Genomic DNA, 23,755 nt, shown 5'->3' on the forward strand with positions numbered 1-23,755 from the left:
GTAAGCGGGCGGTGTTTTGGGGCCTGCATACCTGGAACGAATAGAAATGACCGGCGGTTGCTGTCCGGCGCGCGGTGCGCTGGGCGTGCGGTGACGGCCGGATACTGGAAAGGATGATTGATTATGACCGTACTGGTGACCGGCGGCGCCGGGTTTATCGGTTCCCACACCTGTGTGGAGCTGCTCAACAATGGATTTGATATCATCGTGATGGATAACTATGTGAACTCCTCTCCGGACGCCCTGCGCGCCGTGGAGAAGATCACGGGCAAGACCTTCCCGATCTACGAGTGCGACATGCTCGATTACGACAACTTTGAGAAGATCTTCAAAGAGAACAAGATCGATGCCGTGATCCACTTTGCGGGCCTCAAGGCGGTGGGCGAATCCGTCCAGAAGCCGCTGGAGTATTATCACAACAACATCACGGGCACCCTGCACCTGCTCGACCTCATGCGCAAATACAATGTAAAGAAGATCGTCTTCAGCTCCTCCGCAACGGTCTACGGCATGAACAATAAGGTGCCGTTTAAGGAGGATATGCCCGCGGGCGGCACCACGAACCCGTACGGCACGACCAAGTATTTCATTGAGCAGATCCTGAAGGACGTCTGCGTTGCGGATAAGGATCTGAAGGTCGCTTTGCTGCGCTACTTCAACCCGATCGGCGCGCATCCGTCCGGCCTGATCGGTGAAAACCCGAATGGCATCCCGAACAACCTGATGCCGTATATCGCCCGCGTGGCTGCCGGCAAACTGCCTTGCCTCTCCGTCTATGGCGACGACTATCCGACCCCGGATGGGACCGGCGTGCGCGATTATATCCACGTGTGCGATCTGGCTGTGGGCCACATCAAGGCGTTGCAGAAGCTGGACAGCATCCAGGGCGCTGAGGTTTACAACCTGGGCACCGGCAAGGGCAGCTCGGTGCTGGATGTTGTGAAAGCATTCGAGAAGGCTTCCGGCGTGAAGATCAACTACAAGATTGCGCCGCGCCGCCCGGGCGACATTGCCGAGTGCTATGCGGATGCAACAAAGGCCAAGGAAGAGCTCGGCTGGGAGGCCAAGTATACCTTGGACGACATGTGCCGCGATTCCTGGAACTTCACAAAGAACCAGAAATAACGAAACAATACATTCATCAGTGGGGTACGCTGCGGAAGTCCGCGGCGTACCTTTTTTATTGCAATGGGCCGTTAAACAATAGCCGCCCCCGTTTTGTGCCTGCAAGGGCTGGAAAAGGGGATGGGGTGGCCCCTGTTTGGGCAAGGTCCGCGAAAAGGTGGGAAAAGGATGGGGATCAGCCTGTTTTGTAGTATAATAGAAGGGTGTGAAAGTCAGATTCCTGATAGTGTCAGGTCGGATTTTTGATAATCTTTGTTTCATGCATAGAAGAATATAGAAAAGTCGTCGGTTTTTTGATAATGGAGGTCGGGATTTTGGCAGAAACGAAAAGATCAACGGAGTACAATATACACACAGTGAATAATAAAGGCCAAATGGACAAAGGGGAAGATTCCCAAAGCAAACGGCGCCTTAGCCGGACATTCCAAGAGGAAAATCCTTATAGCGTTTTCGTGCGCCGCTCTGCGGCAAAGGAAAGGAAGGGGCGTCACATGAAACGGGCAAAATGGTTGTCGGTTCTGCTTACGGGCTTTTTTCTTCTCCAGCTGGTTGCCTGTAACGGTGGAACCACCGGGACGGAGCAAGCCGCTCCAGAGAGTGATCCCAGCGGCCTTTACACAGTGGACGTGTATGCACTGGGACGCGCCTCAGAACCCCTTCGGAAGGAGATCGAGGCCCGCGCGAATGCCATTATCCGGGATTCTTGCGGGGCGCAAATTAGCATTCATTACCAGGGGTTGGAAGAGAGCTGCCTCCAGCAAGTGAAATTGGCGGTTTCTACGGGAAAAAAGGTTGACCTGTTCCCAACGTTTGAAATGGGCGTTTCTGTGATGGTCAATTACGGGTTGGTCACCCCACTGAACGACTATTTGTCCCTGTGCGGCCCGGAGATCCAGGAGGAAATCCCTCCGGAGGATTGGCAATGTGTCACCGTGAATGGGATGATCTGTGGCGTACCGATCAACCGGGAAAAGGCTACGGGGCGTGGCTTTATCTATCGGAAGGATCTCGCAGAGGCGTTGGGCGTCTATGAGGAGGATCTCCAAACGATGCAGGATCTGGAGGACTTGCTGATCAAAGTCCGGGATGCTTATCCAGGGATGTATCCAGTGGTCACCAGTTCAGGGCTGGCCCGCCTGCCCTTGGCTTACGACCGCCTGGGCGACGACCTGGGTGTATTGGAGGACAGTTTCTCTGATTCCACCGAGGTGGTCAATCTGTTTGAGACGGATTCTTACCGGGAAATGGTTGAACTGCAGTGGGATTGGGCGAAGAAAGGCTTGATGATGCCCGACGGCGCCGCCAACACTGTGGACGAGTTTTCTATGATGCGGGCAGGGAAAGGCTTTGGGCATTTCGCCAATGTAAAGCCCGATAAATATGGGGAAGCCACCCGGAATGTTGGATATGAGATCGGGATTTTTGAAATTGTCCCGGCATATAGCGAAACCACTTTGGTTTCTTCGATGTGGAGTATCGGCTCTACGAGCGAACGGCCCGACAAGGCGGTGAAGGTGCTCAATGAGATGTACACCAACCCGGAGCTGGCAAACCTTCTCACCTATGGCATCGAGGGGAAGACCTATCAAGTGCTTGACCGCGAGCAAAAAATCATAGGGTTTCCCGAAAACAGGGACGATGCAAGCCTCTTTTATAGCTTTATGACGTGGTCTTGGCCAAACGAGCTGATTGTGAATGTCTGGCAGGAGGACCCGCCGGATGTCTGGCAGCAGGTGGAAGCGTTTAACCGGGAAGCACATCCTTCTCCAGCGCGCGGGTTTGTGTGGGACAATAGGGATGTACTGGGGGAAGTAAGCGCTTGCAATGGGGTGCTGGACGCATACCGCAACGCATTGGAATGCGGTTCCCTGGACCCATCTGTCGTATTGCCACGTATGAACCAGGAATTGAAAGCGGCCGGGATCGATAAGATCATCCAGGAGAAACAAAGGCAGCTTGACCGATGGTTGGCGGCACAAGGCCGGTAGGCATGTGCGAACCAGATGCCTGGAAACCTTTTTGCATAAACACAGGTGATATTGGGCCATAGGCCCGTTTACGATAGAATTGCATACGCGCACCAATGCTTGTCAAAAGCAAATCTTTGACAGGCTTTCTTTTCTACACACTTTTTTAGGAAATGGAGGGATGCCCATGCAGAAGAGACGCGCGGCCGTTTATTAGCAGTTCACATTTTTGGAAAAGGAGAGAAAAGCAGAATGAAAAAGATCCATCGATCCATTTTGGCGCTGGTTCTCACATTCACGATGCTGCTCGGCACATGCACCAGCGCATTTGCAGCTACGGCGAGCAGTGCATCGGAAACCGTAGAGCCCGGCATCGTCACGATCAGCAGTGGCGGCCATGAGAACGGCGACATCCAGGGCGTCCCCTCGGATACAGAGGGCGTCACCGTTTATAAAGGTGTCCCGTTTGCACAGCCCCCGGTAGGGGAGCTGCGTTGGAAAGCCCCGCAGGATCTCACGGAGACGTGGGACGGCGTGCGCGTTTGCGACAAATGGGGCAACCAGGCAATGCAGCCGGAAGACTTGAACCCCGTTGGCGAGTTCTGGGGGGACGAGTTCTATTTTGATGAAGCTTATAATCCGGAAATCAGTGAAGATTGCCTGTATTTGAACGTCTATGCACCGGAGCGTGCGGAAGACGAGCTGCTCCCGGTTATGGTTTGGATCCACGGCGGCGGCTATGACCATGGCCACGCCTCCGAGATGGAGTTCAACGCCTCCAAACTGGCGGCGCAGGGCATCATCGTGGTGTGCATCCAGTACCGTGTGAACCTGTTTGGCTTCCTGGCCCTGCCCGAGCTGAGCGAGGAAAGCGAAAACGGCGTTTCCGGCAACTACGGCACCCTGGACCAGATCAAGGCGCTGGAGTGGGTCAACGAAAACATCGAAGGCTTTGGCGGCGACCCGGATAACGTAACGATCTGCGGACAGTCCGCTGGCGCAATGTCTGTGACGGCGCTGTTGTCCACGGATATGACGGACGGCCTCTTCCATCGCGCAATCATCCAGAGCGGCTTCGGCGGATATGCAGCTCCGGGAAGCTACACGTCCCTGGAATCCAAGGAAGAAGGATGCCAGACTGCCATTGAAGAAGCCTTTGGCGAAGGCATCACCCTGGAAGAGCTCCGCGAAATGGATGCATCCGCGTTCATGGAGGACGACATTTATAATGCATTGAAGAGAGCAGCTGGCAGCAATGCAATGGACGGCTATGTATTTACAGAGGAATCCGTTGACCTGACCAGCGAAGGCGCACTCGACGGCATCGACATCATGATCGGCGGCACAGCGGATGAGTACACCTCCCTGTCCGGCACGCCGGACGGTACGATGGACATTGATGCGTTCCATCAGAGAATGGAACGGCAGTATGGCGAGCTTTATAACCGTGCTGCTTACAACCCGATGAACGAGACGCAGGCCTATCGCATGAACCTGCGCTCCACCAGCGACAGCAGCTTGGCGAAATACCGCATCTCCGCAGAATACGGTAAGACGCATAACGAAGACCATAGCGCCTATGTGTACTATTTCGATCACGATTTGGCGCCGCACGATCCGGAGACGGTCGGCAACCGCGATGAAGATTTCTACGGTTCCTTCCACTCCAGCGAGCTGTGGTTCATGTTCAACTCCATGCGCGACGACATCGAAGGCCAGCGCAACTGGACGGACGCAGACCATGAGCTGGGCGACATCATGTCCACCTATTGGGCAAACTTTGTCAAGACCGGCGACCCGAACGGCGAAGGCCTCCCGAATTGGGAAGAGTGCACCTCTGACACGGACGGCGCATTCATGCACTTCAAGGACGTAGAGGACGGCGTTGCAGCGGTCTGCACAACAAAGACGGATTACCCGGCGCGCGACCGCATGATGATGGCGGCAAACCTGGATTCCTTCGGGCTGACCGAGGACGACCTGCAGATGTCCTATAACATCCCTTACGGCGACATCCCGGTGGAACTCGTTACGGAAGTCATCCCGCAGGGCCAGCGTGTCGTGGAAGCCAACCTGACCTATGACAGCGCCGTCGACGCGGACAGCGTTTCCAAGGACGACTTCAAGGTCAAGGCAACCCTCACCTATGGCGACGGTTCCAACGATATGGACGGCTACCGGACCATCACCGATATCGATGTCAACGGCAATGTTGTGACGCTGAAATTCGATACAGATGATGCAGCCGCGGTCACCAGCTTCTACAGCGGGACCACAAATGCATACGACGTCTCCTATCTCATCACCCAGAAGGGCGAAATTGAGACGGCGGACGGCGTTGTAGAGCCGGCAAAATACGAAGACACCGCGATCACCAACCGCATCGTGGACGATTTCCAGGTTGGAAGCGCTACGAACGAGGCTGGCAAGACCCTTAACTACCGCTATTACGACCCGATCGAGGTCAATGGCGTGAGCGCTGACGGCGAGTATCCGCTGATCCTGTTCCTGCATGGCAGCGGCGAATCCGGCAGCAACAACCTCTCTCAAATCATTGCAAACAAGGGCGCGGTTGCTTGGGTAGAACCCGACCGCGTAGCAGAGAACCCCGTTTATGTCCTGGCCCCGCAGTGCCCGTCCGCACGGGAAGGCTGGATCAGCGAGGACAACGAGGCGTTGGTCCTGCAGATGCTCGATGAATTCATCGCAGCGCATCCGCAGGTGGACGAGAGCCGCATTTATATCCAGGGCCTGTCCATGGGCGGCATCGGCACTTGGAATATGATCCTCAGCCATCCGGATAAATTCGCAGCGGCCATCCCGATCTGCGGCCGTGTGCCGACCGAATTCTATGCAAACGACGGCGCAGCATTCGACGCATTGGCGAACCTCCCGATTTGGGTAGCCCATGCAGAGGACGATTCCTCCGTCAATATCCAGGGCTCTGACGACGCAGTCGCTGCTTTGCAGGCCCACGGCAACAATTCCGTGAAGTATTACAAGTATCTGCCGGGCTCCATCACCCCGAACCCGCATCACAGCTGGGAAGCCGTGTATGAGGATCAGGAGATCTACAACTGGCTGTTCGAGCAGAATACGTCGAGAAACCACAATGCGGACGCTCCGCTGAAGACCCTCTACACCGTGAAAGATTACGGCGACGGCGTGCAGGGAATCTGGGACTATGACGTCGATCCGATGTATGTGATGGTCAACGGCGACCGCGCCGTCCTGATCGACACCGGCATGGGCCAGGGCGACCTGTATGGCGCTTTGAAGGGCATCCTGCCTGAGAGCGTAACGACGATCGACGTCCTGCTCACCCACAGCCATGGCGACCACACCGCCCAGGCATACCAGTTCGCAGACAAAGCGGATGTGGAGCACATCTACATCGGCGCGGCGGACGAAGCCACGGTGAAATCCATGCTGCAACGCCAGAACGTCAGCACCGAGAAGCTCACAGCAGTCAACGACGGTGATAAGATCCCGTTCGGCGATAAGTCTTTCCAGGTCATCGACATTGTTGGCCATACGGCTGGTTCCGTCGGCTACATGATCGAAGACAAACTCTTCACCGGCGACGCCATCGGATCCGGCTATGTCTGGATGCAGATCGGCATGTGCTCCATTGAAGACTACGTAGGCTCTTTGCAGCATCTCAACGATGCCATCGGCGACCGCGACCTGACGGTCTACGGCGGCCACACCCAGTACCGCGGCACGATGACCGACCAGTATGTCCGCGACATCCTCGCATGTGCACAGGGCATTGTGGACGGCTCCATCGAGGGCACGCAGTACCTCCGCGGCAATGTCCGCGATGCGAAGGTGGCAACTTATGGCACCGCTTCCATCGTTTACGATCCGGCAAAGGTCACCGATACCTGCGAAGTTGAGATCGTAACGAAGGTTATGGACGACGGCCAGAAGGTCATCGAAGCAGTCGTCACCTATCCGGACGACGTGAACCCGGATTCTGTCTCCGCGGCAACCTATCAGGTGCGCGCAGAACAGAACGCAGACAATGCAACCTTTAACAATGTTGGCATGCGGACCATCACCGGCGTCCAGGTGGATGGCAACAAGGTCATCATCTCCCTCGACCCGACGGATGCAACCGCAGGCACCAGCTACTTTGATTACAACGCATTCCAGACCTTTATGTTCGACCTGGATTATCAGGTTACCCAGGTGGGCACCGTTGAGCTGGCTAACGGCGAGACTGTAGCAGCAGGCGGGACCTATGCGAGCAGCTCGGTTACGAACCTGACCGTGGACGATTTCCAGGCGGCAGAGGTTACAAACGAAGCTAGCAAGACCATCCCGTACCGCTATTATGACCCGATCCGCTCCGCTGGCAAGGATGCCAACGGCAAGTACCCGGTCGTGATCTTCCTGCATGGCGCAGGCGAATCCGGCGACAACAACATCTCCCACATCATCGCAAACAAGGGCGCTGTTGTTTGGGCGGACCGCGTAGATATGAATCCGTGCTATGTGCTGGCACCGCAGTGCCCGAGCATGGCGGAAGGCTGGGTCCAGGAGGACAACGAGGCGCTCGTCATGCAGATGCTCGATGAATTCATCGCAGCGCATGCGGACACCATCGATACCGACCGCATCTACATCCAGGGCTTGTCCATGGGCGGCTATGGCACTTGGAAGATCATCCTCGATCATCCGGAGGTCTTTGCAGCGGCAATGCCGATGTGTGGCGGCGTGGACGACAGCTACTATGCAAACAACAACGCAGCGTTTGAAAAGATTAAGAATATGGCAATCTGGACCTTCCACAATGCGGACGACAGCACCGTTCCGGTGGAAAATACCCGCAAGGTCGTGGAAGCCCTGAGAGCAGTTGGCAGCCCGTGCATCAAGTACGAAGAGTACAGCGCTGGCTCCACAACGCCGGACCCGCATCAGGTTTGGCAGAAGGTATATAGCGACCGCAACGGCACGCCGTACAACTGGTTGTTCCAGCAGTCGCGGAGCCGTTCGGCGGACCACACCCAGAACCCGTCCTTGGGATACACCCAGGAGACCATCAAGCCGGGCCTGACCGTTGTGCGCGACTATGAACTCGGCCAGATCTGGGTCATTGAAAACCAGGATGGCGCGACCGTGATCGATACCGGCATGGGCGCGGGCGATCTCTTCGATTACATTGTCAACAATGTTTTGGTAAACAAAGACGCCAATATCGACGTTGTTTTGACGCACAACCATGGCGACCACATTGGATGCTTGGACGACTTTGTCGGCAAGGATCAGGTGAAGAATGTCTATGTCGCAGAGGGCGACAAAGATGCAATCATCCGGAAGATGGGCGAAGATGCCGGCAAGGTATCCATCGTGAAGGATGGCGACAAGATCGACATCGGCAACGGCGAGAACCTCGAAGTTGTCGCAGTTCCCGGCCATACCGCAGGCTCCATCGTCCTGTTCTATGGCGATGATGTATTCACCGGCGACGCTGTTGGTTCCGGCGACCTGTGGATGCAGATCGGCATGTGCTCGATCCAGACCTATACCAAGTCCCTGCAGCACTTCATCGACAAGGTCAACGGCCGCCAGGTAACGCTGCGCACGGGCCACGATGAGAACCTCGAACCGTTCACAGAGGAATATCTCGACGACCTGATGAACTGCGCAGAAGGCATCATCGACGGCAGCATCGAGCCGACCGTCTATTTCAGAAGAGAAGCCAGCTATGCTTCCTATGGCAGAGCAAACATTGTTTACTATCCGTATCAGATCCTGGATGCAAACTTCGATGAGCTGAATGCAGCAATCCAGGATGCGGAGTCCCGCTCCGAAAGCAAGTACACCAGCGATTCTTGGGCAGCCCTGGAAGAGGCAGTCGCAGCCGCAAAGGCCCTGCCGTCCACCGCAACGCAGCCCACAGTAGACGCCGCAGTGAAGGCGATCAACGATGCGATCATGGCACTTGTGCCGAGAAGCAGTTCTTCTTCCGGTGGCGGTTCTACCACGGTTTATGTCCCTGTGAGAGACGGCAACACCGGTGATGGAACCAGCGTGGTAACGCCGGGCACGGGTACTTCTACACTTACACCATATGTGCGTTCCGATACGACGCTTCCGTTTACTGTCCGCCAGGGCCAGGCGTATTGCTTCAAGATGACGTTGGTCAACGGCAGCAATATCCTGCCTCTCTTCACCGTGGGCAACGGCAGCGTGTTCAAGACCCAGTATGTTGCGCAGATCGGCAATGACTACTACTTCCGCATTTGGGCAATCGGCAATGTCGGCGAGTCCACCGGCGTTTACACGACGCTTCCGGGACAGACCGCACAGCAGCATTGCGTAGTAACCATTGCAGCGTAAACGACTTTTCTAGGCTGGGCGCGGTTGATGGGCAACAGAAATCTTCTGCCCAGCAAAGCTGCTTTTCTCTTGGGGCCGCCCGGGGAGCCGGGCGGCAACCAGGGAAGCAGAATCTCTTCGATAAAAGTGCTTAACCCTTTTCTTTTTCATCTTCCTTAAACCCATTATATAATGAAGCTGTAGGGGGCGTGCGGTTAAAGAGCAGACCGTATGCCCCCTATTGCAGTTTTCAAGCACAACCTTATCTGGGAATGCCTGCGGAAAATCCCCTAGTTTTGGGAAACTAATGATTGAAATTTGTCCAAGGGCGTGCTATAATTACTAACAGTCTTCATCCGCCCGTAGCGAAGCTGGATATCGCAGCAGATTCCGATTCTGAAGGCCGGGGGTTCGAATCCCTCCGGGCGGGCCAAATATGTGTGGTGACCCACACGGGATGCATCCTTCTTTCGCCGGGTCCCGGCGGCCTGAATCTGAAAGGGTTCAGGCGAAGGGAGCTGCATCGTTGGATCAATCAGCAGATGGAAGTGCCCCGTGCAAGGGCTTTTTCCAGGGGGTTCTCTGGTTCCGTCAATTTTGTGGCTGCTGGGCAGGCGAATGGCCGTTGCCAGCAACGAAGGAGGACTTGGCTTTGTATCCCATACTGGAGAATGGAATGGAGGCCGGCGCTTGTGATCCGTACAACAAAATAGCATATGTTGCGTCAAACGGCCGTTAGAGCCGTGATGGATACCCTTTTCCTTTTTTGGGAAAAGGTTTTTTTGTTGTATAGAAGCAGAAAAAAGGAAGGCGCTCCAGCGCAAATGATGTCATACAATGCGTTTTTATGAACCTGCCTTCGAGATCGAACCGGGAAAAACGCGTATGAGCAGCGCCTTTGGCTTCAGGCCGGGGCGTGATAAAGATCCTTTTAGAAACCAGGTGGCATGGGGCGGTATGGGCTTTGCCCTTCCCAAGCACCGGAGAAAATCAAATTGAATTGCCGGGAGGAGATTCTGGGTGAACGTTTTAGTGATTGGATGCGGCCGTCTGGGCAGACGCTTGGCGGAGCTGTTGGACCATCATGGCCACGATGTTGCAATCGTGGATTCTGACACCGATGCATTCCGGATGTTGGAAGATGATTTTAATGGGATGACTGTTACAGGCTTTCCCATGGACACCCATGTGCTGAAAAATGCGGGGATCGAAAGCTGTGATGCAGTGGCGGTCTGTACGCCGGACGATAATCTGAATATCACGATTTCACAGATTGCAAAAGAGTTTTTCGGGGTCCAGAATGTGGTCGCGCGCATTTCAGATCCGGCGCGCGAAAAGGTTTTTAAACGGTTCGGCCTAAAAACCGTCTGCCACACAAAGCTCGCCGGGGACGCGATGTTTGCCGCCCTGACGCAGCCCTGGGATTCCAAAGAGGTGACCTTTGGGACGGCAACTGCGGGGTTCTATACCAAGGAAGCGGACCGCGCTTGGTATGGGCTTTCCCTGGACCGGTTCCCGATGAAGGAAGGGCAGATCCTCTTTGGCGTTGTACATGCGGATGGGACAATGGTGCTTAACACCGGGCGGAAGGATCAGTTGATTATGGAAAATGACCGCCTAGTGTTTGCCAAGATTATCGATTGAGTTTTCCGGGAGATTGCCTTCGCTCCGCCCTTTGTTGCAATACAGCGGGCGTCAAGTAGGGCTGGGGAGCCTCCCGGCCAGATTGCACCTGCCTTTTGCAAAGCGGGGAAAGGCTATATTCGGAAATTTAAGACAATAATGAAACAGATTGTATTTTTAAAACATAAAAATACAGATAGTATTATCTGGGAGGAAAGACGATGCGTATTGTAATCGTTGGAGGCGGAAAATTAGGCTATCATTTGGCCACGATTATGCTGGACCGCAAGCATGATGTGCGTTTGATTGAAAAGAATAAGCTTCGCTGCATGCGGCTGGCGAATGAGCTGGATGTCGAGGTAATCTGCGGCGATGGAACAGAGATTGAGACGTTGGAAGATGCAGGGACACAGAATGCGGACTGCTTCATCGCGGTGACTGGCCAGGACCAGGACAACCTGGTGGCTTCCCAGCTCGCGAAGCGCCAATTTAAGGCGATTAAAGTGATTGCACGGGCGAACGATCCACGGAACATGGATGCATTGCGCATCTTGGGAGCGGATATTGTTGTTAGCAGCACGGAAATCATTACGAATTTGATTGAACAGGAAGTCGATATCGCGGAAATGCATCTCTTGGCAACGCTCAATAAGGGCCGCGCTGGCATTTGTACAATGACTTTGCCGCCGGATACCGCTTTGGAGGGCGTTACGCTGAAAGATGTCGACCTCCCAGAGAGTTCGCTGGTGATTTCGATTGTCCGCGGGGATGCAATGATGATCCCAAATGGTAATACGGTGATCCATGCGAATGATGAAATTGTCGCTGTGTGCGAGGGCAAGAGCCAGAAACAGCTTTTGCGTGTCTTGCGGGAACGCAAGTGATCGGGCAATAGAATAGAAAACCGAAAAAGCACGTGTGTATAAAAATACACACGTGCTTTTATGCATTTTGCTGGATAAAAGTCACACAAACAAGATGCAGTTTTTTAAAGCGCAATTTTTCCAGATGTTATTTGCTTTTATCGTATAATATATACAAATTGTTTGAAGGATTGACATGTAACCCAAAGAATGGTAAAAAAATCATCCTATATTATACAATGTATAAATAAAAGAAAGAACGCATTTAAATTCTATTAATTCAATACTACTGCGAAATGGCACGCTTTTGCCGTGGAATTTTGCTGTAGATAGATTAATCATTTATAACGAGGAGGATTCGGCATGAAAAAAAGGAGAGTATTGCTATCAGGCGTATCCATCCTGCTGGTGCTTTGCCTGCTGATAGGCGGGACCATGGCATGGTTTACGGATACGGAGAAGATGGATGCGGACTTTACCGCCGGCGTTTTGGACATCACTGTAGAGCCGGGCGAAGGGGCTACCGCACCCCTGACCTTTGTGAACCTGCGCCCGATGCAGTATCAAAATTTCTTGGCAGAGATCAACGATGCGGGCAACGGCAATGCAAATGTGGATGGCTATGACCCAAAACCGGTCTATTTTCAGCCGGTCGTTGTGGAAAACGCGGGGACACTCCCGGCTTATATCCAGCTTTCAGTGGAAGCTTTGGATATGGCAAGCGCGACATGCCCGGAAGGCGGCGAGAAAGCAATTGCAATTACCGAAAATGCCGACGGAACGGAGACCATTGTGCAGAGCAGTCAAAACGGTGAGGCGGTTTGCACGAACGGCTTGGCAGATGTGTTGAAACTGGTTCTCTTTGAGAAGGTCAACGGGTCGTGGACGCCCATAGCGGACAACCTTAACCCGGATTCGGAAGGCACATCCTATACACCCGGCCTGGCGTTGCCAGCGGGCAATGGTGAGCAGACCTATGTGGTCGGCGCATATCTGCCGGAGACAGCAGGCAATGAATACCAAGGCAAACACTTCCACGGCAATTTGGTCGTGAAGGCGTTCCAGACCGACGAAGGCGCAGGCGCAGCCGAAATGGCAACGGTCCAGTGGGTAAAGGACGGCGAAACCGTCGGCTCTTACCTGGTGGCCTTCCCCGAAGGGGAAACAACCATGACGCTCAAGCCTGACGCGAATAAGCTGCCCGCAGGCTATGTGCTGGCGGACCCGGATGCGACCGTTGAGGTCTCTACAACCGATAAGACCGCTTCCTTTGAAGTCGCATTCAAAGCGGACGGCGACGGCAGCTCGGAAGAGCAGGCCATCTGGATCCGTTCGGCAGAGGATTTCAGCAAGATCAACGACAATATGGACGGGTATTATGAGCTGGGATCGGATATCGACCTCTCGGGCATGATTTGGGAACCGATTGGAGGCGCTGGGAGCAAAACGGAGACATTTACCGGCACCTTGGACGGCAACGGATACACGATCGCGGGGATGCAGATCAAAGGGGAGAAACAGATGCTCCATGTGGGCCTGTTCGGATATTGCAAAGACGCGGAACTCAAGAACCTTGTATTTGAAGCGCCGCAGGTGGAAACGAACCGGTACGGCGGGGCCTTGGCAGGCGTTGTGAGCAACACCCGCATTGAAAATTGCCAGGTCAACGGCGGCAGCATCACATGGGATTACACGAAGGGCGAATGTTCTATAGGTGGTTTGATTGGCGAGGACACTGGCAGTTCTGTCCTGAAGGATTGCTCGTCTTCTGCGGATGTGACGGCTGTGGGGACGGCAAAAAGTGAGGTCTATTTGGGCGGACTCATCGGCGGTTTGTTCTTGAATTCGACCATTGACGGCTGCACGGCTTCCGGCGATGTGACCATGACCGGCAGCACGCAGGATGACGAGACCATCGCCCTGGGCGGTTTGGTTGGATGGGTAACCGGTACAGCGGTGAATTCCAGCGCGTCGGGCAATGTCAGCAACGAGAGCGCCGGCACGGCAGGCAAAATCTATGTGGGTGGCTTTGCTGGATCGCTGAGCGAACCGGCAGAGGGCTGCACCGCCACTGGCGACGTCAGCAACACCGGCTCGGCAGCGGAAACCTATGTGGGCGAGCTGGCAGGAAACGAAGATATGCTGTATACGGACGGCGACGGCAGCTCGGAGGAGCAGGCGATCTGGATCCGCAAGGCCAGCGATTTCGAGAAGATCAACGAAAATTTGGACGGCTATTACAAGCTTGCAAGAGGGATTGACCTCTCTGACGTTGATTTCCAGCCGATCGGCGGGGAAGAAAGCAAAAACAACTTTACCGGCACCTTCGACGGCAACGGCTACAAGATCACGGGTTTGCATGTAGAAGCTGCAAAGGATGAAAAGCCTCTGAAATATGCGGGCTTGTTTACATACTGCAAAAATGCGGAGATCAAAAATGTCGTGCTGGTAGACCCGCAGGTCACCACAGGCGAATATGGCGGCGCCCTTGCAGGCGTTTTGAGCAGCACCAACGTGGAGAATTGCCATGTCATCGGCGGTACGGTTACCTGGGACGATACAGGGGGTTCCTGCTATCTGGGCGGCCTGGCCGGTGTGGCCGGTGATGCCATCGGCGATTCCACATTGACGGATTGCTCGTCCACTGCGGACGTGACGGCGGAAGGAACGGCAACCTCCGTTGTCTATGTGGGCGGCCTGATCGGCGAGGGATACTTGAATACAACGGTCGACGGCTGCACGGCTTCCGGCAATGTGACGATGACCGGAGATATGCAGGATGAAGACACCATCGCCCTGGGCGGTTTGATCGGCTGGATGAACGGCACGGCATCCAATTCCAGCGCAAAGGGCAATGTCAGCAACGAGAGCACCGGCATGGCCGGCAGAATCTATGTGGGCGGCTTTGCAGGTATGCTGAGCGACCCGGCAGAGGACTGCGAAGCCACGGGAAGCGTGAACAACACCGGCGAAGCAGAGAATGTTTATGTAGGGGAGTTCTCTGGCAACGACGCCATGTGATCCCTATAGCCCCTGCTATAGAAAACCTTTTGGAAAGGCAGCGTCCCCGGAAGGAGGGGAGCGGCTGGATTGCCGGCTGAACCTTCTCAAAGGGAGAAGAATATAAACGATAGGGCCCGCATTTCGTTTCGAAATGCGGGCCCTTTGTTTGCTTTATCGGCTTTCGCGCAGCCAAGACACAGCCCTATAGAAGCACGGGGCCACCGGCGGAAAGGTATGTACGAAGTGGGGAAGGGGCCTTTTCCTGGAGAGGCATAGCCCTGCCCGGATGAGGATTGCGCACAGATTTGGAAATTAGAGGGGCTAGCTAGGGGCCTTTCTGAAGCAGGCCTTGTCCCTCCAGAAAGGGCAGAGGGACGGGCGGGACCCCCTTGGGGAGCAGGACCGGCAAAAAAGGCTTATTGCCTGCGGGGCGCAAGCAATAAGCCTTTCCCAATCCTCCCAATGCATTCGGGCCGAACCCCTTTTATTGGAAGGTGTGTTGTTGCGGGAAGCCCGATAAAAGGTTTCCTCAAGGGCATCGGAGATGGGCTGCGTGGAAATGGACGGCTGTCCACACAGGGCACGTCCGGTGACGCCGGCCCTCAGGGTGGTAAACAGCGGCATGCCCTTTGGCCAACCGTTACCAGGCGGCCTTTATCCGACGACGATTTTGCCTTCTGGCAGGATAGCCCCTTTGTTGCGGGCACGCTTGATCGCGATGGCCAAGGCAAGGGAAATAGGGCCAACGCGCCCGATGAACATTGTCAAACTCAAGACAAATTTTGAAATCCAATTTAAGGTCGGAGTTAAGCTGGCGGTCAGGCCGACGGTGCCAAATGCGGAGGTTGCTTCAAAAAGGGCGTCAATCGCGCTGATTGGATGGTCGTTTGTGGCAAGGATAACCCCTGTGGCAAAAAAGACGACCAACATCGAGACAGTTGTAATGGACAAGGCGCGGTAAACAGTGCCCTTTTCAATCCGGCGATGGTTTAACGTGGTATCTTCTTTACCAAACATGACGCTGACGACCGTAGCCACCAAGACTACGAATGTAGTCACCTTAATACCGCCGCCGGTACCGGCAGGCGCCGCACCGATGAACATCAAGATAACCGTCAGGAGTTTTGTGATATCGTGCTCGCTGGCGATATCTACAGAGGCGAAACCCGCTGTACGTGCGCTGGTCGATTGGAAGAAGGAGACCAACAACTTTTGGAAGAAATTTTTCCCCTCCAGTGTGTTGTTCCATTCAAAAGCAAGGAAACCAACCGTACCGATGACAAGCAGGGCGACCGTCATGCAGATGGCGACGCGGGAATGCAGGTTTAGCGGCAAGCGTTTTTTCTTTTTCAAGCTGGGGAACAGCTTTGCATAATAAATATTATGGATCACAATAAATCCGAGGCCGCCCACAATGATCAATAGGGCCACAGGAATGCAAACTAATGGATCGTTCGCATATCCGATTAAGCTGTTGTCCGGCTTTTCAAAGCCAAGGATGTCAAAACCGGCATTGCAAAAAGCAGATATGGCGGTAAACACGGAGATCCATATTCCATGGGCGCCAAATTTGGGGACAAAACGGAGTGCAAGAACGGCTGCCCCGATCAACTCGCTGCTAAAGGTGAAGATCAAAATGGTCCGAACCAATTGATAGACGTCCATCGTATCACCGGAGGTGTTTTCCGACGCGAGCTGCAATTCGCGCAAGCCCAGCTTCCGGCGGGCGAGGAGAGTAAAGCCCGTTGTGAAGGTAATCACACCCAGGCCGCCGGTCTGGATCAAGAGGATAATCACAACCTGCCCGAACACGTTCCAGTGGGTCCAGGTGTCAAATGTGACCAGGCCGGTTACGCAGGTCGCGGAGGTCGCGGTAAACAGCGCGTCGATCACGGCGGTGAATTGCCCGCTGCGGCTTGTGATGGGGAGCGTCAGAAGCGTTGTACCGATCATGATCACAACAAAAAAGCTGACGACAATCAATCGGACGGGGGGGACAGATTTTAGACGTTTGAATAAGGAAAAGCTTTCTTGCAATTCGATCACCTCGAAATAGTCTTGTGGTTGACAGTTTATGTTAAGGACAGCCAGTTTTGGCTGCCCTTAACGGCTGGATAGGCGAAGCGGTCCATCGGTCAAATAGCGGGAAAGCCCTGTGCGTTCCATGAATACCGCCAGGGGCAAACCTAAGATATAGCAAACAGCCAGCTCCCCCAAGCCGACGGAAAGCGCAGAAGCGGCAAAACCGGCCCAAAGGAAACCTTCTGGGGCAAAGAACGCGATTTCTGCGCCGACGATGACGGCGTTAAAAACGACCGGCGGCAATGGCGCCAGCCAAGGGATATGTTTGATCCTTACATTCCGCAACATGTGGGTGGCTATGGCTGCCAATAGAGTGGCAAGCGTGCCAAAAATCATATCGGCCGCCCCATACCCACTGAACAGGTTGCTCAGCAGGCATCCAATGGTCAGCCCAGGGATTGCTGCGGGTGTGAACAAGGGTAAAATGGTGAGCGCTTCGGAAAACCGGAATTGGACCGGCCCATAGGCCAGGTTCATGGTGGCGGCCAGAAGCGTCAGGACCGTGTAGATGGCGGCAATCATGGCGCCCTGCGCCAGGAAAACCGTGCTTCGGGTTTGTTTTTTCATTTGAGATTCCTCCGTAGTTTTCTTTTAGGTCAGGAGTTTGCGACTGACCGGTGCCCAGCCCGCATGATCCATGCTGGACGGCCCCTATAATGTACTACAATTCGCGGAGAAAAGCAAGGTAAAAATGAACATTTTGTGAATCGTTTTAGCGGAGGGCAATGGCTCCCCGCAGCGCGTCGTTTTTGTGGCGGCCGCGGTTTCCGGAGGCAGGCGAAAACCCACGAAAAAACCGGGTGTTTTGCAGGGGATAGCCTGCGGAATTTTGGGTGCGTATACCTTGTATAAAGCACAAAAAAGCCAAGCGCATGAATGCGCTTGGCTGGTATCAGAATTGCCTATATAGAATGTTGGCACCCCCTGGGCATCCGGATTGGGATGCGGTCAGGATGCTTCTCCTTCCTCCGCCTTTGGCGGGACGTGCTTTTCGATCAGGATCTTCGCAATCCGGCGGTCGTCCACCGCCAGGACGGTCAAGGTCAAGCAGTCGATGTCGATGCTCGGATGTTCCTCCGGCTTTGGGATGCGCCCCAGGTTTTCCACCATAAGGCCCGCGATGGTGTCATATTCGCCCTCCGGCAGTTCGACGCCCACAAGGTCGGAAATTTCGTCGATCGGCGTGGTGCCATCCACGGTAAACTTGTTCTCGTCCACCTGATAGATATCCTCTTCCTCGTGGTCGTATTCGTCCTGGATATTGCCCACGATGGATTCCATCAGATCCTCCATGGTGATGAGGCCCTCGGTGCCGCCGTATTCGTCCACAATGATGGCGATTTGCAGCTTGCGCTCGATCATTTCAGTGAGGAGCTGGCTGCACTGCTTGGTCTCCGGGACGAAATAGACGCTCCGCATCAGGCTGGTCAGCGGGATGTGGTCGTCCGTCTGCTTCCCTACATATTTTAAAAGGTCTTTCACATAGATAATCCCGATGATGTTGTCGAGATCCTCGTGGTATACGGGGATGCGGGAAAAGCCGTCTTCCAAAGAGAGGTTCACAACATCCTGGATGGTTGCGGTGTCCTCCACCGCAGTGATGTCCGTACGGTGCGTCATCGCCTCGTCGATGGTCGCGTCGCTGAAATCGAAGATGTTCGAGATCATGTCCTTGGCGCTCTCCCCGATCACGCCGGTTTCTTCGCCCTGGTCCACCATCATGAGGATTTCTTCCTCGGTGACCGTCTGTTCATCTTTGTTGGGGTCATATCCCATCAATTTGAGCACGAAATTGGTCGATGCGGTCAGGAAGGAAATAAACGGGTGGAAGATGGAGGAGACCGCGTTTAAAATGCCGGAGAATTTAAAGGAAAGCGATTCCGCCCGCTGCATGGCGATCTTTTTCGGCACCAATTCGCCGAAGATCAACGAAAAATAGGAGAGCAGCAGGGTGACCAGGACGGTGGACACGCCAAAGAGGATATCGTGCGAAATGGGTATGAACGATAGCGCGTCGGCCAGTTTCCCGGCAAATGTCTGCGAAGCCGCTGCTGAGGTCAAGAAACCTGCCAATGTTACGCCGACCTGGATGGTGGCCAAAAAACGGCTGGAATCCTTGGTGAGCTTGAGGACGCGCTTAGCGCGCTTATCGCCCTCCTCTGCCATTTTGCGGACCTTGTTGTCGTTCAGGGTGATGACTGCGATCTCAGACGCTGCGAAAAACGCATTGACCAAGATCAAGATAATCAGCAGGATAATGGAAAACACAGAGAAGGATGATTCCGCCTGGGCGGGTTGGACACTCGTTGACAGCGGCCATAAATGGCCTGCGGGTTCCGGAGGCATAAATAAATTTTTCCCCTTTCGGCAGGTGAAAACCTGCATAGTATAAGAATAGTATGGTGATTCTTATTTTAGCCTATACCGAGGGGAGCTGTCAATCGCGATACAGCGGCATAATCCCTACGGAACGCCCATTTTGAAAAGTTATGCGCCGCTAGGGCGTTTTGGCGGAGCAAAGAGGATTGGCCCGGCCTGGGAAAGAAATTTTTCTATGGGGGCAAAACGAATATTCTGCGGAATTCTCTGGATAAATCCGGTTTTTTTCCTTTACATGCGCCATAAAAGATGCTAAAATTTAGATTGGTACAGTGTGGGTGTAAATTGTACCGGGAGATTACAAGATCCTTAAAAGGAGGAAAATATTAGAATGGCAAGACAAAGAAAAACCATGGACGGCAATACCGCCACCGCGCATGTATCGTATGCGTTTACGGACGTTGCCGCAATCTATCCGATCACCCCGTCTTCCCCGATGGCGGATGAGACGGACAAGTACGCTGCTGCAAACAGAAAGAATCTTTTCGGAAGAGAAGTACAGGTTACGGAGATGCAGTCCGAAGCAGGCGCTGCCGGTGCAGTGCATGGCTCCCTCGCGGCTGGCGCTTTGACCACCACTTACACCGCTTCCCAGGGTTTGCTCCTGATGATCCCGAATATGTATAAGATCGCAGGCGAATTCCTTCCGAGCGTTATTCATTGCTCCGCCCGTTCGCTGTCGACTCATGCGCTGTGCATCTTCGGCGATCACTCCGACGTGTATGCATGCCGTCAGACCGGCTATGCGATGCTCTGCTCCAACAGCCCGCAAGAGGCTATGGACCTGGGCGCTGTGGCGCACCTTGCTGCTATTAAGGGCCGCGTGCCGTTCCTCCATTTCTTCGACGGCTTCCGGACATCCCACGAGATTCAGAAGATTGAAGTATGGGATTACAAAGATCTGGCCGACATGCTCGATTGGGATGCGGTTGATGCGTTCCGCCGCCGTTCCCTGAACCCGGAGCATCCGGTCACCCGCGGCACTGCGCAGAACGACGACACGTTCTTCCAGGCGAGCGAGGCTGGCAACAAATATTACGACGAGCTGCCGGCCGTTGTGGTTGACTACATGAACCAGGTCAATGCAAAGATCGGCACCGATTACAAGCCCTTCAACTACTATGGCGCACCGGACGCAGAGCGCGTGATCGTCGCCATGGGTTCCGTCTGCGAATGCGCAGAAGAAGTGGTTGACTATCTGAACGCTGCCGGCGACAAGGTTGGCCTTGTGAAGGTTCACCTCTATCGTCCGTTTGTAGCGGAGTATCTGACGGACGTCCTGCCGGAGACGGTGAAGACGATTTCCGTTCTCGACCGCACCAGAGAGCCCGGTTCCATCGGCGAGCCGCTGTATCTGGATGTGCTGGCTGCTCTGTCCGGCACCAAGTTCGGCACCGTGAAGGTTTACACCGGCCGCTATGGCCTCGGTTCCAAGGATACCACCCCGGGCCAGATCGTCGCTGTATACCGCAACATGGAGTCCGAGACCCCGAAGAAGCGCTTCACCATTGGCATCGTGGACGATGTGACCAACCTCTCCCTTGAGATCAAGGAGAACCCGGACACCACGCCGAAGGGCATCACCTCCTGCAAGTTCTGGGGCCTGGGCGCAGACGGCACCGTCGGCGCAAACAAGAACTCCATCAAGATCATCGGCGACCACACCGATATGTATGCACAGGGCTATTTTGCCTATGACTCCAAGAAGTCCGGCGGCCTGACGGTTTCTCACCTGCGTTTTGGCGACAAGCCGATCAAGTCCACCTATTATATCAGCCAGGCTGACTTCGTAGCCTGCCATAAGCCGTCCTATGTCAACGAGTATGACATGGTTCAGGACGTTAAGCCGGGCGGCAGCTTCCTGCTGAACTGCCTGTGGAGCGATGAAGAGCTTGACCAGCACCTGCCGGCCAAGATGAAGAAGTATATCGCGGACAACAACATCAACTTCTACACCATCGACGGTGTGAAGCTGGGCAAGGAGATCGGCCTGGGTGGCCGCATCAACACCATCCTGCAGTCCGCATTCTTCAGCATCGCAAACATCATCCCGAAGGACCAGGCGATCCAGTACATGAAGGACGCCGCTACCAAGTCCTACAGCAAGAAGGGCGAGAAGATCGTCGCCATGAACCACGAGGCCATCGAGCGCGGCGCGAACGAGTACCATAAGGTCAATGTGCCGGAGTCCTGGAAGAACGCCGTGGACGAGGCGAAGGCCGACGTTGCCATCGAGGGCAATGCGGACACCGTGGCATATGTCAAGAACTTCTTGAATCCCTGCAACAAATACAAGGGCAATGAACTGCCGGTTTCCACGTTTGTCGACCTCAGCATGGAGGACGGCACGGCTCCGGCTGGCTCTTCCGCTTATGAGAAGCGCTGCATTGCAATCGATATTCCGGAATGGAACCCGCAGAACTGCATCCAGTGTAACTTCTGCTCCTATGTCTGCCCGCACGCGGTTATCCGCCCGGTCGCTCTGACAGAGGAAGAGGCCGCCAATGCACCGGCTGGCATGAAGTACAAGGACATGACCGGCATGCCGGGCATGAAGTTCGCAATGACCATTTCCGCGATGGACTGCTCCGGCTGCGGTTCCTGCGCACAGGTTTGCCCGGGCATGAAGGGCGAGAAGGCGCTCGTCATGAAGCCGATGGAGACCCAGCTGCAGAGCCAGGAAGGCTTCGACTATGGCCGCAAGATTGGCCCGAAACAGGAAGTCATCGACAAGTTCAAGGAGACCACCGTCAAGGGCAGCCAGTTCAAGCAGCCGCTGCTTGAGTTCTCCGGCGCCTGCGCAGGCTGCGGCGAGACCCCGTATGCTAAGCTGGTCACCCAGCTGTTCGGCGACAGAATGTATATCGCCAACGCAACGGGCTGCTCCTCCATCTGGGGCGGTTCCGCACCGGCTACTCCGTACACCCGCAACGAGAAGGGACATGGCCCGGCATGGTCCAACTCCCTGTTTGAAGATAACGCAGAGTTCGGCTACGGCATGACGCTCGCTCAGAAGGCGATCCGCGGCAGATTGGCCGAATATGTTGAGCAGATCGCAGCTTCCGATAAGTCCTCCGCGGAGATGAAGGAAGCTTGCAAGAACTATCTGGATACCTTCGACGACAGCAAGCTCAACCGTGCGGCGACCGACGCTCTGATTCCGGAGCTGGAGAAGGCTGCGGCGGCTGGCTGCGAGCTGTCCCAGAAGACCTTGAAGGACAAAGACTTCCTCGCGAAGAAGTCCATGTGGATCTTCGGCGGCGACGGCTGGGCATATGACATCGGCTTCGGCGGCCTGGATCACGTCATCGCTTCCGGCGAGAACGTCAACATCCTGGTATTCGACACCGAGGTTTATTCCAACACCGGCGGCCAGGCTTCCAAGTCCACCCCGATCGGCTCCGTGGCACAGTTCGCGGCAACCGGTAAGGCGACGAAGAAGAAGGACCTCCCGGCTATCGCAATGAGCTATGGCTATGTCTATGTTGCTCACGTTGCAATGGGCGCTGACTACAACCAGTGCATCAAGGCGATCACCGAGGCAGAAAGCTACAACGGCCCGTCCCTCATCATTGCGTATGCTCCCTGCATCAACCACGGCATCAAGGGCGGCATGAGCATTGCACAGAAGGAAGAGAAGAAGGCAGTTGAGGCTGGCTACTGGCAGAACTTCCGCTATGATCCGAGACTCAAGGAAGAGGGCAAGAATCCGTTCCATCTCGACAGCAAGGCGCCGACCGCCAGCTATCGTGACTTCATCATGGGCGAGGTTCGTTACAACTCCCTGACCCGTGCGTTCCCGGAGCGTGCAGAGAAGCTCTTCACAGAGGCAGAGAAGGTCGCGAAGGAGAACTACGAGCACCTCGAGAAGCTCTCCAAGGGCGAGATCGCAGAATAAATCGCATTCCCCCAGCAAATCCCTTTTTGACACAACAGGTGAAATCCCCTGCTGCATCACGCAGCAGGGGATTTTTTATGTTGCAATAGGAAATACGATTGGAACCCAATATTTGGTTTTGTTTTCCCATATCATTTTCAGAATCATTGGGAACATCCTCGAGAACCCCAGCGGAGCATCCAGGAACACAGAAACGTTACACCACGGCAGAAATGATGGCGCACTCCATGCTTTAAAATACGGTTCTGCACGTAACACTGCTGCTGGGGGAGGTACCGCATCAAAGAAATCCAATAGGGATATAACAAATAGATATATTAATTTAAATTATACAATTTGTATATATACAATCGAAGAACCGGCGGCTTTGAAAATCCAAGCCGCTGGTTCTCTGACAATTGTATTTCAGTAGGAATGGTACATTCAAGAGATCATAAAAGCGAATGAGCGATTTGTTTTTAAATGTCTGCGGGGTAAAAATACATGAT

The 23,755-nt window shown here is 54.5% G+C and carries 10 protein-coding genes and 1 tRNA gene; 8 read left to right on the forward strand and 3 right to left on the reverse strand.

Annotated elements, in window-relative coordinates; genetic code table 11:
• The first annotated feature begins 123 nt into the window (after positions 1–123).
• The 7 genes from galE to I2E77_RS09960 all read left to right on the forward strand — a co-directional run bounded on the left by galE (position 124) and on the right by I2E77_RS09960 (position 14,926).
• On the forward strand, positions 124–1,125 hold the full coding sequence (galE, locus tag I2E77_RS09930; RefSeq protein WP_087231067.1) for a UDP-glucose 4-epimerase GalE: 1,002 nt from the start codon (positions 124–126) through the stop codon (positions 1,123–1,125).
• Between the two features lie 491 nt (positions 1,126–1,616).
• Positions 1,617–3,113: an ABC transporter substrate-binding protein gene (locus I2E77_RS09935; protein WP_172749569.1), complete on the forward strand. Its 1,497-nt coding sequence runs from the start codon at positions 1,617–1,619 to the stop codon at positions 3,111–3,113.
• A gap of 231 nt (positions 3,114–3,344) precedes the next feature.
• Entirely contained in the window at positions 3,345–9,440 is a 6,096-nt protein-coding gene (locus I2E77_RS09940; protein ID WP_195451154.1) for a carboxylesterase family protein, read from the forward strand.
• 335 nt (positions 9,441–9,775) lie between these two features.
• A tRNA-Arg gene (locus I2E77_RS09945) sits at positions 9,776–9,852 on the forward strand.
• A gap of 587 nt (positions 9,853–10,439) precedes the next feature.
• Positions 10,440–11,063 carry a potassium channel family protein gene (locus I2E77_RS09950; RefSeq protein ID WP_237966916.1) on the forward strand — a complete coding sequence of 208 codons (624 nt, stop codon included), beginning with the start codon at positions 10,440–10,442 and terminating at the stop codon, positions 11,061–11,063.
• 200 nt (positions 11,064–11,263) lie between these two features.
• The gene (locus tag I2E77_RS09955; protein ID WP_087231079.1) at positions 11,264–11,926 is read left to right on the forward strand and encodes a potassium channel family protein; all 663 of its coding nucleotides are present in this window, start codon (positions 11,264–11,266) and stop codon (positions 11,924–11,926) included.
• 342 nt (positions 11,927–12,268) lie between these two features.
• On the forward strand, positions 12,269–14,926 hold the full coding sequence (locus I2E77_RS09960; protein ID WP_195451155.1) for a TasA family protein: 2,658 nt from the start codon (positions 12,269–12,271) through the stop codon (positions 14,924–14,926).
• A 636-nt stretch (positions 14,927–15,562) separates the two neighbouring features.
• Here the strand turns inward: I2E77_RS09960 and I2E77_RS09965 are convergent.
• The 3 genes from I2E77_RS09965 to I2E77_RS09975 all read right to left on the reverse strand — a co-directional run bounded on the left by I2E77_RS09965 (position 15,563) and on the right by I2E77_RS09975 (position 19,258).
• Positions 15,563–16,954, reverse strand: a complete 1,392-nt coding sequence (locus tag I2E77_RS09965; protein WP_237966914.1) for a TrkH family potassium uptake protein — start codon at positions 16,952–16,954, stop codon at positions 15,563–15,565.
• Positions 16,955–17,011: 57 nt separating this feature from the next.
• Entirely contained in the window at positions 17,012–17,557 is a 546-nt protein-coding gene (locus tag I2E77_RS09970; protein ID WP_087231084.1) for a QueT transporter family protein, read from the reverse strand.
• A gap of 381 nt (positions 17,558–17,938) precedes the next feature.
• Positions 17,939–19,258, reverse strand: a complete 1,320-nt coding sequence (locus I2E77_RS09975) for a hemolysin family protein (RefSeq protein WP_330608924.1) — start codon at positions 19,256–19,258, stop codon at positions 17,939–17,941.
• A gap of 442 nt (positions 19,259–19,700) precedes the next feature.
• Between I2E77_RS09975 and nifJ the strand changes: the two genes are divergently transcribed.
• Positions 19,701–23,267 carry a pyruvate:ferredoxin (flavodoxin) oxidoreductase gene (gene nifJ, locus I2E77_RS09980; RefSeq protein WP_195451156.1) on the forward strand — a complete coding sequence of 1,189 codons (3,567 nt, stop codon included), beginning with the start codon at positions 19,701–19,703 and terminating at the stop codon, positions 23,265–23,267.
• The last annotated feature ends 488 nt before the right edge of the window (positions 23,268–23,755 follow it).

The organism is Anaeromassilibacillus sp. 1001302B_160321_C8 (assembly GCF_015554745.1).
In the GTDB taxonomy this organism is placed as follows: Bacteria; Bacillota; Clostridia; order Oscillospirales; family Acutalibacteraceae; genus Anaeromassilibacillus; species Anaeromassilibacillus stercoravium.